This window comes from Nocardioides lentus (assembly GCF_039529515.1).
Taxonomy (GTDB): Bacteria; Actinomycetota; Actinomycetes; order Propionibacteriales; family Nocardioidaceae; genus Nocardioides; species Nocardioides lentus.
On the sequence record NZ_BAAAMY010000005.1, the window covers coordinates 252,629 to 268,583 of the forward strand.

The 15,955-nt window shown below is 71.6% G+C and carries 11 protein-coding genes; 4 read left to right on the top strand and 7 right to left on the bottom strand.

Features of this window, described 5'->3' with window-relative positions; translation table 11 throughout:
• The first annotated feature begins 19 nt into the window (after window positions 1–19).
• From ABD158_RS12100 to ABD158_RS12115, 4 genes are read left to right on the top strand one after another with little or no spacing between them, the layout of a single operon-like run.
• Entirely contained in the window at window positions 20–1,129 is a 1,110-nt protein-coding gene (locus ABD158_RS12100; protein WP_344007493.1) for a FecCD family ABC transporter permease, read from the top strand.
• Window positions 1,130–1,158: 29 nt separating this feature from the next.
• On the top strand, window positions 1,159–2,157 hold the full coding sequence (locus tag ABD158_RS12105) for an ABC transporter substrate-binding protein (protein WP_344007495.1): 999 nt from the start codon (window positions 1,159–1,161) through the stop codon (window positions 2,155–2,157).
• Window positions 2,158–2,161: 4 nt separating this feature from the next.
• Window positions 2,162–2,956 carry an ABC transporter ATP-binding protein gene (locus ABD158_RS12110; protein ID WP_344007497.1) on the top strand — a complete coding sequence of 265 codons (795 nt, stop codon included), beginning with the start codon at window positions 2,162–2,164 and terminating at the stop codon, window positions 2,954–2,956.
• Window positions 2,953–3,705 (top strand): class I SAM-dependent methyltransferase, encoded by a 753-nt coding sequence (locus tag ABD158_RS12115; protein WP_344007499.1) that lies wholly within the window; start codon window positions 2,953–2,955, stop codon window positions 3,703–3,705. The genes ABD158_RS12110 and ABD158_RS12115 overlap by 4 nt, the downstream gene beginning before the upstream one ends.
• Before the next feature lie 89 nt (window positions 3,706–3,794).
• On the opposite strand, the gene ABD158_RS12120 is transcribed toward ABD158_RS12115, so the two are convergent.
• The 7 genes from ABD158_RS12120 to ABD158_RS12150 all read right to left on the bottom strand — a co-directional run.
• Window positions 3,795–4,049 carry a hypothetical protein gene (locus ABD158_RS12120; RefSeq protein WP_344007501.1) on the bottom strand — a complete coding sequence of 85 codons (255 nt, stop codon included), beginning with the start codon at window positions 4,047–4,049 and terminating at the stop codon, window positions 3,795–3,797.
• Between the two features lie 127 nt (window positions 4,050–4,176).
• Window positions 4,177–8,070 carry a DNA-directed RNA polymerase subunit beta' gene (locus tag ABD158_RS12125; RefSeq protein ID WP_344007503.1) on the bottom strand — a complete coding sequence of 1,298 codons (3,894 nt, stop codon included), beginning with the start codon at window positions 8,068–8,070 and terminating at the stop codon, window positions 4,177–4,179.
• 97 nt (window positions 8,071–8,167) lie between these two features.
• The gene (rpoB, locus tag ABD158_RS12130; RefSeq protein WP_344007505.1) at window positions 8,168–11,635 is read right to left on the bottom strand and encodes a DNA-directed RNA polymerase subunit beta; all 3,468 of its coding nucleotides are present in this window, start codon (window positions 11,633–11,635) and stop codon (window positions 8,168–8,170) included.
• Between the two features lie 240 nt (window positions 11,636–11,875).
• Complete coding sequence (locus ABD158_RS12135; protein WP_344007507.1) at window positions 11,876–12,769, bottom strand: J domain-containing protein; 894 nt, start codon at window positions 12,767–12,769, stop codon at window positions 11,876–11,878.
• The gene (locus ABD158_RS12140) at window positions 12,766–13,566 is read right to left on the bottom strand and encodes a hypothetical protein (RefSeq protein WP_344007508.1); all 801 of its coding nucleotides are present in this window, start codon (window positions 13,564–13,566) and stop codon (window positions 12,766–12,768) included. The genes ABD158_RS12135 and ABD158_RS12140 overlap by 4 nt, the downstream gene beginning before the upstream one ends.
• A 106-nt stretch (window positions 13,567–13,672) precedes the next feature.
• The gene (locus ABD158_RS12145; protein WP_344007510.1) at window positions 13,673–14,968 is read right to left on the bottom strand and encodes an MCE family protein; all 1,296 of its coding nucleotides are present in this window, start codon (window positions 14,966–14,968) and stop codon (window positions 13,673–13,675) included.
• A partial coding sequence (locus ABD158_RS12150; RefSeq protein ID WP_425573193.1) for an Mce/MlaD family protein occupies window positions 14,965–15,955 on the bottom strand: 991 nt, incomplete at its 5' end. The genes ABD158_RS12150 and ABD158_RS12145, both read right to left, overlap by 4 nt.

The following is a 15,955-nucleotide window of genomic DNA, read 5'->3' on the forward strand; positions in this document are numbered from 1 at the left end:
CGACGCTACGTTGTTGCCAATGAGTCGCAACAACGTCACGGTGACGACGCCACCGGCCGCCTTCGACGCGGCGGCGGGCGACCCGCTCGGCCTGCGCGCGCGCTCGCGCCGGACGACGGCGTGGTCGGCGGGCCTGGGCGTCGCCCTGGTCGTGACCGTGCTCGTCGCGGTCGGGGCGGGAGCGGTGACCACCTCCCCCGGCACCGTGGCCCAGGTCGTCGCCGCGCACCTGCTCGGCCGGGACAGCGACGTCAGCCCCGCCACCGACGCGATCGTCTGGCAGGTCCGGCTCCCCCGGGTGCTCCTGGGCGCCGCCGTCGGGGCGGGCCTGGCCGTGTGCGGCGTCGCGCTGCAGGCCATGGTCCGCAACGTCCTGGCCGACCCCTACCTCCTCGGGGTCAACTCGGGCGCCTCCACCGGGGCGGCCGCCGCGATCCTCTTCGGCGTCGGGGGCGGGCTGGGGATCTACGCGCTGCCGGCCAGCGCCTTCCTCGGCGCCCTCGCCGCCTCCCTGCTGGTGTTCGTCGTGGCGCGGACGAGCGGACGGGTGACCTCGACGCGGCTCCTGCTGGCCGGGGTCGCGGTCGGCTACGCCCTGTACGCCGCGACCAGCTTCCTGATCTTCGCCTCGGGCTCCGCGGAGGGGTCGCGCTCCGTCATGTTCTGGCTGCTCGGCTCCCTCGGCCTCGCACGCTGGGACGCGACCCTCGGGATCGTGGTCGTCGTGGTCGGGGTGACCGTCGTCGTGACGACCGTCCTGGGTCGCCGCCTCGATGCGCTCGCCGTGGGCGACGAGACCGCCCACGTGCTGGGGGTCTCGCCCGAGCGGTTCCGCCTGGCGATGCTCGTGCTGGTCTCGCTCTGCGTGGGCGTGGTCGTCGCCGCCTCGGGGTCCATCGGCTTCGTCGGGCTCGTCGTGCCCCACCTCGCCCGGCGCGCGGTCGGCGCCACCCACGTCCGCGTCGTCCCGGTCGCCGCCCTGATGGGCGCCGTGCTGCTGGTGTGGGCCGACGTGGTCGCCCGCGTCCTGCTCGCGCCGCAGGAGATCCCGATCGGGATCATCACCGCCCTGGTCGGCGCCCCCTTCCTGCTCGTCCTGATCCGCCGCATGCACGCCGTGGCCGCCTGAGGCCGGCCCCGACCCGACTGGAGAACCCCATGCCCCGTCGTACGACGCTCGCCGCCGCCGCGGCCTCCACCGTCCTGGGCCTGACCGCCTGCGGGTCGGGGACGGCCGAGGAGGCGCCGACCTCCGAGAGCAGCGGCGACTACCCCGTGACCGTGGAGAACTGCGGCGCCGAGGTGACGTTCGAGGCCGCCCCGGAGCGGGTGCTGCTCCTCAAGAGCGCCTCGGTCCCCTACCTCCACGCCCTCGGCGTGATGGACCGCGTCACGGCGCGGGCCGGGGTCTACCCCGACGAGTACTACGACGAGGCGACCCGCGCCGAGCTCGACGACGTCGAGCTGCTGACCGACGACATCGACGCCAGCGGCCACCTGCTGATCTCCCAGGAGGTGGTGATCTCCCAGGAGCCGGACCTCGTCATGGGCGCCGTGGACAACATCCCCCGCGAGTCCCTCGCCGACGTGGCGATCCCGATGCTCGAGGAGCCCGTCCTCTGCGACACCGAGGGCGCGGCCCCGTCGTTCGCCGACATCACGACGCAGATGGAGACCTACGGCCGCGTCTTCGGGCGCGAGGAGGAGGCCGCCGCCGCGGCCGCGGAGGTGGCCGACCGGCTGGCGGCCGTCGAGGAGCAGGTGCCCGCCGACGAGGACCGCACCGCCGCCGTGCTGTTCCCGACCGTCGGCGGCGGCGTCACCTACGCCTACGGCGCCGGCTCCATGGCCGACCCGCAGCTGGAGGCCGCGGGCCTCGAGAACGTGTTCGGCGACGTCGACGAGCGCGTCTTCGAGGTCACCCTCGAGGAGCTGCTCGGCCGCGACCCGGACCTCCTGGTGCTGCTGCACTCGGAGGGGGACCCCGAGGGCGTGGAGCAGGCGGTGCGGGACCTGCCCGGGGCCGACGAGCTGACCGCCGTCCGGGAGGACGCGATGCTGCCGATGCTCCTCAACTTCACCGAGCCGCCCACCCCGCTCAGCGTCGACGGCCTCGAGCGGATCGTCGAGACCTTCGCCGAGCCCGGTCGGGGCTGAGCCCGTGATCACCGCCGAGGGCCTCAGCTGGACGTACGGCGAGCAGCGCGTCCTGGCCGGGGTCGACCTGGCCACCCGGCCCGGGCGGGTGCTCGGGCTGATCGGCCCCAACGGCACCGGCAAGACGACCCTCCTGCGGCTGCTGTACGGCGCCCTGTCGTCGCCGACCGGCCGGGTCGAGGTCGACGGCACCACGCTCGGCGAGCTCGGCCCGCGCGAGACCGCCCGCCGGCTCGCGGTGGTGGTGCAGGAGAGCGGCGGCGAGAGCGCGATGACGGTCGGCGAGATGGTGATGCTCGGGCGGACCCCCCGCCTGGGCACCTTCCAGCGGGCCCGTCCGGAGGACCACGAGGTGGCCTCGGCGTCCCTCGAGCGGGTCGGTGCCGCCCACCTGGGTGCGCGCCCGTTCGGCGGCCTCTCCGGTGGGGAGCGCCAGCGGGTGCTGATCGCCCGCGCGCTGGCCCAGGAGGCCACCCACCTGCTGCTCGACGAGCCCACCAACCACCTCGACATCCGGTTCCAGCACGAGGTGCTGGACCTGGTGCGCGGGCTCGCCACCGCGGGGGCCACCACGTCGGTCGTCGTCCTGCACGACCTCAACCTGGCCGCGCGCTACTGCGACGACCTGGTCCTCCTCGGCCGCGGCGAGGTCGCCGCGACCGGGCCGACGGCGTCCGTCCTCGAGCCCGACCTGCTCCGGGAGGTCTACGGCGTCGACGTCCGCCGCCTCGACCTCGACGGCGAGCTCCACCTGCTCTTCCGCCCGCTCGACCACGCCGACACCCGGAGGACCGCATGACCCCCACGCCCGACCACGCCGCGCCCTCCGCCTCCGTGCAGGACCGCGTCGACGCCTACTGGACCGCGCGGGCCCCGGCGTACGACGACTACCAGCAGCGCCCCGAGCGCCGCGAGCTCGACCGCCGGGCCTGGGCCGAGGTGTGGGGCGGCGCCCTGCCGCCCGCCCCCGCACGGGTGCTCGACGTCGGCTGCGGCAGCGGCTACGTCGCCTGCCTGCTCGCCGACGCCGGCCACGACGTCGTGGGCGTCGACAGCGCGACGGGGATGGTCGACCGCGCGCGCGAGCACGCCGCGGCCATGGCCGCCCGGACCGGGCGGGCGCCGGACTTCCGCGTCGGCGACGCGGTGGACCCCGACCTGGCGCCCGGGAGCCTGGACGCCGTCGTCGGGCGCTACGTGCTCTGGACGCTGCGCGACGCCCCGGCCGCCCTGGCGGCGTGGTGGCGCCTGCTGCGTCCCGGCGGCACCCTCGCGATGGTCGACGCGACCTGGTTCCCCGACGGCCTCGCCGCCGCCGAGGGCGACGCGTTCCGGTCGGCGTACGACGAGCAGGTGGCCGCCCGGATGCCGCTGGCGGCGGCCGACGCGGAGCAGAAGGCGGCCCTGGTGGCCGCGGCCGGCTTCGTCGACGTCCGCTCGACCCGGCTCGAGACCGTCTGGGAGCTCGACCGCACCCACGGCGTCGCCCCCGGCCACACGCCCACCCCGCAGCACCTGCTCACCGCCCGCCGCCCGCTCGCCGGCTGAGGTCCGGGCGGCGCCGGTCCGCCCACGCTGCCCGAGGTGCGGGGAGCGGCCGGAGACGGGCCCCGGGGCCCGGGGCCCGAGCGCGCCCGTCAGTCGTCGGAGGCCGGGGCGGCGTACCGGGGCTCGGCGTCCTCGGCGCCCCGGGAGTCCTCGAACATCCCGGTCTCCTCGTTGAACGTCCGCTGCGTGTTGTCGATCTCCGCGCCGTCGGGGCGGTTGTCGGGGTCGAGACGCTCCGCACGCTCGGCCTCGATCTCCTCGACGGTCGCGCCGTCGGGCGCCAGGACGTTGCCGTCCTCGTCCGTCGGCTGACCGTCCTCGCCCTGCTGCTCCCCGTCGCTCATGGGCACAGCCCACCACCGCGACACGCTCCTGTCGAGGAGTCGCCGGGGACGGCGGACGCCCGGGCCGCCACAGCGACGACCCCCGCCGCCCAGCAGGGCGACGGGGGTCGTCGGGACGTGCTGCGACTCAGCTCCGGTAGGAGCCGAAGTCGAAGTCGTCGAGGGCCACGGCCTGGTTGCCGCCACCGAACTCGTAGTCGTAGGACTCGTAGCCGGTGACCGAGTACGCCGCGGCGCGGGCCTCCTCGGTCGGCTCCACCCGCACGTTGCGGTACCGCTCCAGGCCGGTGCCGGCCGGGATCAGCTTGCCGATGATCACGTTCTCCTTCAGGCCACGCAGGCTGTCGGAGCGGCCGTTGATCGCGGCGTCCGTGAGCACCCGGGTGGTCTCCTGGAAGGAGGCCGCCGAGAGCCACGACTCGGTCGCGAGCGAGGCCTTCGTGATGCCCATGAGGACCGGGCGACCCGAGGCCGGCGTGCCGGACTCGGAGACGACGCGGCGGTTCTCCTCCTCGAAGCGCACCCGGTCGACGAGGTCGGAGGGCAGCAGGTTGGTCTGCCCCGACTCGATGACCGTGACCCGGCGCAGCATCTGCCGCACGATGATCTCGATGTGCTTGTCGTGAATCGCCACGCCCTGGCTGCGGTACACGCTCTGCACCTCGTCGACCAGGTGCTCCTGGGCCTTCCGGATGCCGAGGATCCGCAGGACGTCCTGCGGGTCCGGCGTACCGACCGTGATCATCGCGCCCACCTCGACGTGGTCGCCGTCGGCGACCAGCAGGCGGGAACGACGGGACACGGGGTACTCCTGGACCTCGGAGCCGTCGTCCGGCGTGATGAGGATCTTCCGCGTCTTGTCGGTGTCCTCGATCTCGACGCGCCCGGCGGCCTCCACGATCGGCGAGCGACCCTTGGGGGACCGCGCCTCGAAGAGCTCGACCACGCGGGGCAGACCCTGCGTGATGTCGTCCGCCGAGGCCACGCCGCCGGTGTGGAAGGTACGCATCGTGAGCTGCGTGCCGGGCTCACCGATCGACTGGGCCGCGATGATGCCGACGGCCTCGCCGATGTCGACGAGCTTGCCGGTGGCCAGCGAGCGGCCGTAGCACTTGGCGCACGTGCCGGTGCGGGCGTCGCAGGTCAGGACCGAGCGGACCTTGACCTCCTCGAGCCCCGCCTCGATGAGCTCCTTGATCTTGACGTCGCCCAGGTCGCCGCCCGCCTCGACCAGCACCTCGCCGGTCTCGGGGTGGGTGACCTCGGTGGCCGCCGAGCGGGCGTACGCCGCGGTCTCGGCGTTGTCCGCCTTGACCACGGTGCCGTCCTCGCGACGCTCACCGATGCGCTTGGGCAGACCGCGCTCGGTGCCGCAGTCGTCCTCGCGGATGATGACGTCCTGCGACACGTCGACCAGACGACGGGTGAGGTAGCCCGAGTCGGCGGTCCGCAGAGCGGTGTCCGCCAGACCCTTCCGGGCGCCGTGCGTGGCGATGAAGTACTCCAGCACGGTCAGGCCCTCGCGGAAGTTCGACTTGATCGGCCGCGGGATGATCTCGCCCTTAGGGTTCGCCACGAGACCACGCATCGCGGCCACCTGACGGATCTGGTTCATGTTTCCGGACGCGCCCGAGTCGACCATCATGTAGATCGGGTTGCGCCGGTCGAAGTTGACCTCCATGGCGCGACCGACCTCGGCCGAGGCCTGGGTCCAGATGTCGATGAGCTCCTGACGGCGCTCGTCGTCGGTGACCAGACCACGCTCGAACTGCTGCTGCACCTTCGCGGCCTGGGCCTCGTAGCCCTCCAGGATGGCGGCCTTCGAGTCCGGCGTGACGACGTCCTCGATGGAGACCGTGACCCCGGAGTGGGTGGCCCAGTAGAAGCCGGCGTCCTTCAGGGCGTCCAGGGACGCCGCGACCTCGACCTTGGTGTAGCGCTCGGCGAGGTCGTTGACGATCGCGCCCAGCTGCTTCTTGCCCACCTCGTAGTTCACGAAGGGGTAGTCGGCGGGCAGGGTGTCGTTGAAGATCGCGCGGCCCAGCGTCGTCTGCAGGGTCAGCGGCCCACCCTGGGTCCAGCCCTCCGGGAGGGACTCCCCCAGCGGCGGGACGACGTCGTTGAGACGGATCCCGACGCGGCTCTGCAGCGAGATCTCCCCGCGGTCGAAGGCCATGATGGCCTCGGCCTGGGAGGCGAAGCTGCGCCCGGCGCCCTTCTCGTCCTCGCGGTCCGTCGTCAGGAAGAACAGGCCGATGATCATGTCCTGGGAGGGCATGGTCACCGGACGGCCGTCCGACGGCTTGAGGATGTTGTTGGTCGACAGCATCAGGATCCGCGCCTCGGCCTGCGCCTCGGCCGACAGCGGCAGGTGCACCGCCATCTGGTCACCGTCGAAGTCGGCGTTGAACGCCTGGCAGACCAGCGGGTGGATCTGGATGGCCTTGCCCTCGATCAGCTGCGGCTCGAAGGCCTGGATGCCGAGGCGGTGCAGCGTGGGTGCGCGGTTCAGGAGCACGGGGTGCTCCATGATGACCTCTTCGAGGACGTCCCAGACCATGGCGTAGCGGGACATGCCCGACGTCGCGCGCTCCACCATCCGCTTGGCGGACTTGATGTTCTGCGCGTGCGAGAGGTCGACGAGCCGCTTCATCACGAAGGGCTTGAACAGCTCCAGCGCCATCTGCTTGGGCAGGCCGCACTGGTGCAGCTTGAGCTGCGGGCCCGACACGATGACCGAGCGGCCGGAGTAGTCGACGCGCTTGCCCAGCAGGTTCTGGCGGAAGCGGCCCTGCTTGCCCTTGAGCATGTCGGACAGCGACTTCAGCGGCCGGTTGCCCGGGCCGGTGACGGGACGACCACGACGGCCGTTGTCGAACAGCGAGTCGACGGCCTCCTGGAGCATCCGCTTCTCGTTGTTGACGATGATCTCGGGAGCGCCGAGGTCCAGCAGCCGCTTGAGGCGGTTGTTGCGGTTGATGACGCGGCGGTACAGGTCGTTGAGGTCGGAGGTCGCGAAGCGGCCACCGTCCAGCTGCACCATCGGGCGCAGGTCCGGCGGGATCACCGGGACCGCGTCCAGCACCATGCCCAGCGGCTGGTTGCCGGTCTTGCGGAACGCGTCGACGACCTTGAGCCGCTTCAGCGCGCGCACCTTCCGCTGGCCCTTGCCGTTGGCGATGATGTCGCGCAGGTTCTCGACCTCGGCGTCGACGTCGAAGTCCTGCAGGCGCCGCTGGATCGCGGTGGCGCCCATGTGGCCCTCGAAGTACTTGCCGAACCACTGCTTCATCTCGCGGTAGAGCATCTCGTCGCCCATGAGGTCCTGGACCTTCAGGTTCTTGAAGGTGTCCCAGACCTCGTCGAGACGGTCGATCTCGCGCTGCGCGCGGTCGCGCATCTGCTTGAGCTCGCGCTCGGCGCCGTCGCGGACCTTGCGGCGCTGGTCGGCCTTGGCGCCCTCCGCCTCCAGCTGCGCGAGGTCCTCCTCGAGCTTGCGGGTGCGGTCCTCCAGGGAGGTGTCGCGGCGCTTCTCGAGCCGCTCGCGCTCCATGCCGACCTTGCCCTCGAGGGCGGAGAGGTCGGCGTGGCGGGCGTCCTCGTCGACGCCGGTGATCATGTACGCCGCGAAGTAGATGACCTTCTCGAGGTCCTTCGGGGCGAGGTCCAGCAGGTAGCCGAGCCGGCTCGGGACACCCTTGAAGTACCAGATGTGCGTCACGGGGGCGGCGAGCTCGATGTGGCCCATCCGCTCGCGACGGACCTTGGAGCGGGTGACCTCGACGCCGCAGCGCTCGCAGATGATGCCCTTGAAGCGCACGCGCTTGTACTTGCCGCAGTAGCACTCCCAGTCCCGGGTGGGACCGAAGATCTTCTCGCAGAACAGACCGTCACGCTCGGGCTTGAGCGTGCGGTAGTTGATCGTCTCCGGCTTCTTGACCTCGCCGTGGCTCCACCCGCGGATCTCGTCCGCGGTGGCCAGGCCGATCTTGAGCTGATCGAAGAAGTTCACGTCGAGCACGATGGCTGCAACCCTTCGTCGTTACTTCAGAAATGTGGTGATGCGGGGGGCGGACTGGGCCGGCGCCCGCTCGTGGTGAGCGGACGCCGACCGCGGGTCACACCTCTTCGACGGAGCTGGGCTCGCGGCGGGACAGGTCGATGCCGAGCTCCTCGGCGGCGCGGAAGACGTCCTCCTCCGCGTCGCGCATCTCGATGCGCGACCCGTCCTGGCTGAGCACCTCGACGTTGAGCGACAGCGACTGCATCTCCTTGACGAGCACCTTGAACGACTCCGGGATGCCCGAGTCGGGGATGTTCTCGCCCTTGACGATGGCCTCGTAGACCTTCACGCGACCCGGCACGTCGTCCGACTTGATGGTCAGGAGCTCCTGCAGGGCGTAGGCGGCGCCGTACGCCTCCATCGCCCAGACCTCCATCTCACCGAAGCGCTGGCCACCGAACTGGGCCTTACCGCCGAGCGGCTGCTGGGTGATCATCGAGTACGGACCGGTGCTGCGCGCGTGGATCTTGTCGTCCACCAGGTGGTGCAGCTTGAGGATGTACATGTAGCCCACGGAGACCGGCTCGGGGAACGGCTCGCCGGAGCGGCCGTCGAACAGGTCGGCCTTGCCGTCGGACTCGATCATCCGCACGCCGTCACGGTTCGGCAGCGTGGAGCCGAGCAGCCCGGTGATCTCGTCCTCGCGCGCACCGTCGAAGACCGGCGTCGCGACCTTCGTGTCGGGCTCGGCCTGGCCGACGCCGATGGACAGCAGGCGCTGCTTCCACTCGGTGTCCTCCGGGTCCCCGGAGAGGTTGAGGTCCCAGCCCTGCTTGGCCAGCCACCCGAGGTGGAGCTCCAGGATCTGGCCGATGTTCATCCGTCGCGGCACGCCCAGCGGGTTCAGCACGACGTCGACCGGGGTGCCGTCCTCCATGAACGGCATGTCCTCGATCGGGAGGATCTTCGCGATGACGCCCTTGTTGCCGTGACGCCCGGCGAGCTTGTCGCCGACCGAGATCTTCCGCTTCTGCGCGACGTACACGCGCACCAGCTGGTTGACGCCCGGGGGCAGCTCGTCGCCCTCCTCGCGGTCGAAGACCCGGACGCCGATGACGGTGCCGGACTCGCCGTGGGGGACCTTCATCGAGGTGTCGCGCACCTCGCGGGCCTTCTCGCCGAAGATCGCCCGCAGCAGCCGCTCCTCGGGGGTCAGCTCGGTCTCGCCCTTCGGCGTGACCTTGCCGACGAGGATGTCACCGGTGGTGACCTCGGCGCCGATCCGGATGATGCCGCGCTCGTCGAGGTCGGCGAGCATGTCCTCGCCGACGTTCGGGATGTCGCGGGTGATCTCCTCCGGGCCGAGCTTGGTGTCGCGCGCGTCGACCTCGTGCTCCTCGATGTGGATCGAGGTGAGCACGTCCTCCTGCACGAGGCGCTGCGACAGGATGATCGCGTCCTCGTAGTTGTGGCCCTGCCAGGGCATGAAGGCCACGAGGAGGTTGGTCCCGAGCGCCATCTCGGCGTCGTCCGTGCAGGGGCCGTCCGCGACCGGCGAGCCGACCTCGAGGCGGTCACCCGAGCTCACCAGCGGGCGCTGGTTGATGCAGGTGCCCTGGTTGGAGCGACGGAACTTCGCCATCCGGTACGTCGAGTACGTGCCGTCGTCGTTCATGGTCTCGACCGCGTCGGCCGAGACGTCCTGGACGACACCGGCCTTCTCGGCCACCACGACGTCGCCGGCGTCGACGGCGGCGCGGTACTCGATGCCAGTGCCGACGAGCGGGCTGTCGCTGCGGATCAGCGGCACGGCCTGACGCTGCATGTTGGCGCCCATGAGCGCGCGGTTCGCGTCGTCGTGCTCGAGGAACGGGATCAGGGCCGTCGCGACCGACACCATCTGGCGCGGCGAGACGTCCATGTAGTCCACCTCGGCGGCGAGGATCGCGTCGACCTCACCGTTCTTCTGGCGGACCAGCACGCGCTCCTCGACGAAGCGCAGGTCGTCGTCCAGCGGCGCGTTGGCCTGGGCGATGACGTAGCGGTCCTCGTCGTCCGCGGTCAGGTAGTCGATCTGGTCGGTGACCTGACCGTCCACGACCTTGCGGTACGGCGTCTCGACGAACCCGAACGGGTTGATCCGGCCGTAGGAGGCCAGCGACCCGATCAGGCCGATGTTCGGGCCCTCCGGGGTCTCGATCGGGCACATGCGGCCGTAGTGGCTGTGGTGGACGTCGCGGACCTCCATGCCGGCGCGGTCACGGGACAGGCCGCCGGGGCCCAGCGCGGAGAGGCGACGCTTGTGCGTCAGGCCCGCGATGGGGTTGGTCTGGTCCATGAACTGGCTCAGCTGGGAGGTGCCGAAGAACTCCTTCAGCGCCGCCGTGACCGGGCGGATGTTGATCAGCGACTGCGGCGTGATCGCCTCGACGTCCTGGGTCGTCATCCGCTCGCGGACCACGCGCTCCATGCGGGCGAGGCCGGTGCGGAGCTGGTTCTGGATCAGCTCGCCGACCGTGCGCATGCGGCGGTTGCCGAAGTGGTCGATGTCGTCGGCCGACAGGTCGAGCGTGCCGGCGTCGCCGCGCTCGAGCTCGGTGCGACCGTCGTGCAGCGCCACGATGTACTTGATGGCGGCGACGATGTCGTCGACCGTCAGGGTCTGGGTGTCGAACGCCTCCTCCAGCCCCAGCTTCTTGTTGATCTTGTAGCGACCGACCTTCGCGAGGTCGTAGCGCTTGGGGTTGAAGTAGTAGTTGTTCAGCAGCGTCTGGGCCGCCTCGCGCGTGGGGGGTTCACCCGGACGCAGCTTGCGGTAGATGTCGAGCAGCGCCTCGTCCTGGTTGGCGGTGTTGTCCTTCTCCAGGGTGAGCATGACCGACTCGTACTCGCCGAACTCCTCGCGGATCTGCTCGTTGGTCCAGCCGAGCGCCTTGAGGAGGACGGTCACGTTCTGCTTGCGCTTGCGGTCGAGACGGACGCCGACGAGGTCGCGCTTGTCGACCTCGAACTCCAGCCACGCGCCGCGCGAGGGGATCACCTTGGCGGTGTAGACGTCCTTGTCGGAGGTCTTGTCCGCGCTGCGCTCGAAGTAGACGCCCGGGCTGCGGACCAGCTGGGAGACCACGACGCGCTCGGTGCCGTTGATGACGAAGGTGCCCTTGTCCGTCATGAGCGGGAAGTCGCCCATGAAGACCGTCTGGCCCTTGATCTCGCCGGTCTCGTTGTTGGTGAACTCGGCGGAGACGTAGAGGGGCGCGGAGTGGGTGAAGTCCTTCTCCTTGCACTCCTCGACCGTGTACTTCGGGTCGTAGAAGACCGGGTTCTCGAAGGAGAGCGACATCGTCTCCGAGAAGTCCTCGATCGGGGAGATCTCCTCGAAGATCTCGGTCAGGCCGGACTTCGGCGAGACGTCCTGCCCGACGGACTTGCGGCGTTCGACCTCCTGCTCCCACTTCTCGTTGCCCACGAGCCAGTCGAAGCTGTCGGTCTGCAGCGAGAGGAGCTGGGGGATCTCCAGCGGCTCGGAGATCTTCGCGAAAGAGATGCGGCGGGTGTGATCGGCGTTGTTGCGCGCGGCCAAGATCCGTCCTTCTGTGTCTGGAGACGGTGAGTGGCGCCTGCCCACCACGAGATCAGCCACCAGGACAGGCGATCAGGCATCTGAGTGCGGGCGCAACTGCTGACAGTACACCGCGGACGCGGGCGCCACAAGACAGCGGCGCGCAAACATCGACCGGGAGCAATGGTGACCCGCATCGCCGCCGAGGTCAAGCACCTCCTCCCCAGCGGCGCGGCCCGCCCGACCGCGCGGTCCCGCCACTCACCCGCCGGTGCGCGTCTCCAGGTCGTCGACCAGCCAGCGGTCCCCGACCTCCTGCATCGTGACCGTGACCTGGTTGGAGAAGGTGCGCGGCTCGGCCGAGGCGTTGTTGGTGACCTCCTGGTCGACGAACACCAGCACCTGCACCCGCCCGGGCTCGGCGCGCACCACGCCCGAGGCGAGGTACGTCGCCTCCGCCCGGGTGCCGAGCTCGGGGGCGTTCTGCTCGACGATGCCGTCGAACAGGGCCTCGTACTCCTCCGCGAAGGAGTCGGTGAGGGTGCTCAGCGCGCTCGAGCGGCCGGCCTCGAGGTCGGTCGCGTCGTACGACAGGATCGGCTCGATCGCCTGCTCGGCCGCCGTGCGGGCCGCCGCGGTGTCGTCGGCCAGCTCGCTCTCGTCGCGCGAGGTCGTCCAGGCCACGACCGCCAGCACCACGAAGGCGACCGCCAGCACGCCCGCCAGCACCGCCGTCAGCAGGGACCCCCGGGCCCCGGGGGTCCGCGCCGGCGAGCGCGTCGGCCGGGACTCCCTCGTCGGCTTCGTCGGCTTCGTCGGCTTCGTCGGCTTCGTCGGCTTCGTCGGCTTCGTCGGCTTCGTCGACGTCGTCGACGTCGTCGTGCGGGCGGGAGTGACCGCGGTGTCGTCCGGGCCGTCCGGGCCGTCCGGGTCGTCCGGGTCGTCGACGTCGTCCGGGTCGTCGGCGGTCGCGAGCTCGGCGTCGTACGCCGCCCGCGCCTCGGGGTCGAGCAGCACCTTCGCGGCGCGGTTCAGCACCGCGAAGCGCCGGTCGGTGGGGTCGAGGCCGTCGATCCGCTCGCGCCAGGCCGCGCGGATCTCGTCGGCGTCGGCGTCGCGACCGACGTCGAGGAGGTCGTACCAGCTGGGGGTCACCGTCGGTCCCCCCCGCCGCCGCCCTGGCCGCCGCCCTGGCCGCCGCCCTGGCCGCCGCCCTGGCCGCCGCCCTGGCCGCCGCCCTGGCCGCCGCCGTCGTCCGGCAGCGGCAGGTCGGGGTCGAGCGGGGGCTCCTCGGTCTCGGGGGGCTGGACGCCGGCGAAGTCGTCGACCAGCCACTCGCCGTCGACCTTCACCATCTGCACCTGCACGCGGAACGGGAACGGCTCCTGCGGCTGGTCGAGCTGGGGGTAGGAGTCGGTGATGGAGCCGGCGACCAGCACGCGGGCGGAGTCCTCGTCGACGTCGGCGACCCCGGTGCTGAAGACCTCGGCGGTCCGCGAGACCTCCGACTGGGTGACCAGCTGCTCGGCGATGCCGGCGTCGGTGTCGAAGGTGTTGGCGAAGCCCGGGGTGATGAGCTCGGTGACGAGCTCGCGGTACTCCGTCAGCCGCCCCTCCTCGTCGAGGCCGTCGGGGCCGTAGGTGCCGGAGCGCAGCATGAACTGGCGACCGATCCCCATCAGCTCGTCGCGCTCGGCCTGCTGCTCCTGCACGTCGCCGGCGACCTCGACGCCACCCACCTCCCACGACCGCGTCGCGAAGACCCACACCAGCACGGCGGCGGCCACGAGCCCGGTGACGACCGCGAGCGCGACCAGGGCGCGCACGACGGTCGCGGGCGCGGTCCGGCGCTCGTGCACCGGGGCGCCCTGCTCGCTCGAAGCCTCCTGCTCGCTCGGAGCCGTCGCGTCGGTCGGGTCCGACTCGGGGGTCGTGCGGTCCTGCGCAGCCACCACGGGTGCGGCTCCTTCCTGGTCGTCGGGCGCGAGGGTAGCGCGGGCGCGCCGTCCCGCCGGGCTGCCGCCGTCCGCCCGGACCGGGCCGCGACGGCGGTGCCCGTCAGTCCCGGCCGGCGGTCATCGGCTGCATGAGCAGCCAGGACCAGGCATCGTCCCCGATGGCCGCGGGCGCCCGCGGCGCCTCCGGCCGGCCGGCGTCGGCGTCCTCGCCCCAGGTCAGGCGACCCGTGCCCTCGTCGTAGGCCGCCACGGTGGGGCGGCTGTCGAAGGGGACGACGCGCGGCGGGTTGTTCTGCTGGCCGCGGACGTTGCCCTCCGCCGGCGACAGCGTGCAGCGCGCCTGGAAGTCCATCGGGATGTCGCCGCGCTGGGTGTTGGGGTCGCGCTGGTTGTCCGCGGACGGGTAGCCCTGGGTGCAGACCGGCGGGTCGGCGGTGAGGACGAGCCCGAAGTGGGCGTCCTTCAGCCCGTCCCTCGGGTCGCGCGAGACGACCGTGAAGCTGCCGGACACGACGTACGGGTAGAGCACGAGGAACTGGCGCAGGTTGGGCAGCCGCCGGACGACGACCTCGCCGGTGGTGACGAGGTTGTCGACCAGACGGCCCAGCTCGACGCGGTTGTCCTCGAGGAAGGTGCGCAGCTGGTTGGCGGTGGCGCTGCCCGTGTCGATCACGCGGCGCAGGTCGGCGTCCGAGTCGGCCAGGGTCCCCGAGAAGAGGCTCAGGTCGCGGGCGAAGGAGCGGATGTTGCCCTCGTTGTCGAGCTGGGTGGTGAGCACCGTGTTGGTGTTGCCGATGAGGTTCGCGGTCGTCGCGAAGTTCTCGTCGGCCGTCTCGATGAACGAGTTGCCGGTGTCGATGACCTGCTGGAGGTCCGGGCCGGTGCCCTGGAAGGCGGCGCCGAGCTCGTCGACCACGGTCCGCAGGTCGTCGTCGTCGACCGACGACACCGTGGTCGAGATGTTGCCCAGCAGCGTCTCCACCGGCAGCGGCGTCGAGGTCCGGTCGCTGGGGATCTCGGCACCGTCGGCCAGGTACGGCTCGGAGTCGGTCTGCGGCTGCAGCTCGATGTACTGCTCCCCCAGCGCCGAGCGGTTGCCGACCACGGCCTTCGTGTCGGCCGGGATGTCGTCGTAGGTGTTCTCGATGACGAGCTCGGCCCGCACGCCGTCCTGCGTGAGCTCGAGCTCCCCGACCTGCCCGATCTTCACGCCGCGGTAGGCGACGAGCCCGCCGCTGAACGCGCCGCCGGAGTCCTCGAGGTCCACCGTCACCGAGTAGCTGCGGTCGACGAAGACGCGGTCGAGCTGGGCGTAGCGGGCCCCGACGAAGCTGACGCCGAGGGCCGTGATGATCGCGAAGACGACCAGCTGGATCTTGGTACGACGGGTGATCACCGCGCCGCCCCCCTCTCGGTGGGTCCGGACACGGTCGCGCTGCTCAGCGGCGGGACCAGCAGCGCCGTGAGGTCGCTGTCGAAGATCTGGGAGAGGTCGCCCATCCGGTGCCAGCCGGCCTCCGGACGCGGGGTCCCGCTGACCTGCGACACCGCGGCGTTGGGCGCCGTCCGGCCGAACAGGTTGCCCAGCAGGCCGCCGTTGCCGCCGCCACCGCCGCCACCGCCGCCACCGCCGCCGTTGCCACCGCCGCCGCCGTTGCCACCGCCGTTGCGGTTCCCGCCGCGGCCGCCCCCGAGCAGGCCGCCGACCGGTCCGTCCCCGCCGAGCAGGCCACCGTTGCCCCCGAGCAGGCCGCCGTTGCCGCCCAGCAGCCCGCCGTCCCCGCCGAGGAGGCCGCCGCCTCCGGACGGGGAGCCGGAGCCCTCGCAGTTGGGCAGCGGGATCGGCACCGGCAGGGAACCGACCACGTCGCAGACCGTGTCGGGCAGGCTGCCGGTCAGGCCGGCCAGGCAGTTCAGGAGCTCGTCCGGGTCGAGCGGGCCGCTCCCGAGCTGGTTCAGGCACTGCTGGAGCTCGTCGACCGTCGTGCTCTCGCAGATCGCCGCGAGCAGCTCGCGGAGGTCCTCGAGCGGCAGGCCGGCCTCGAGCAGGGCAGCCAGCACCGTCGCGTCGACCTCGTCGCAGACCACGTCGACGAGGTCGCCGATGCTGCCGAGCTTGAGGTTGAGCTGGATGTCGAGGTTGACGTAGTCGCCGAAGGCGATGTCGCGGGCGACCTGCGGGTCGCGGCCCACGACCTCGTCGACGAAGGGGAAGGTGAGGAAGGTCTGGATCGAGAAGGCGAGGTCGTCGTCGGCGTTGGCCAGCTGGCGCAGCACCGGCTCGAGCAGCTCGAGGGACCGGATCGTCCCGGCCTTGGACGCGCGGATCACCCGCACCCCGACGTCGCTCAGGTCGTCGAGTGCCGTGAGGGCGTCGACCAGG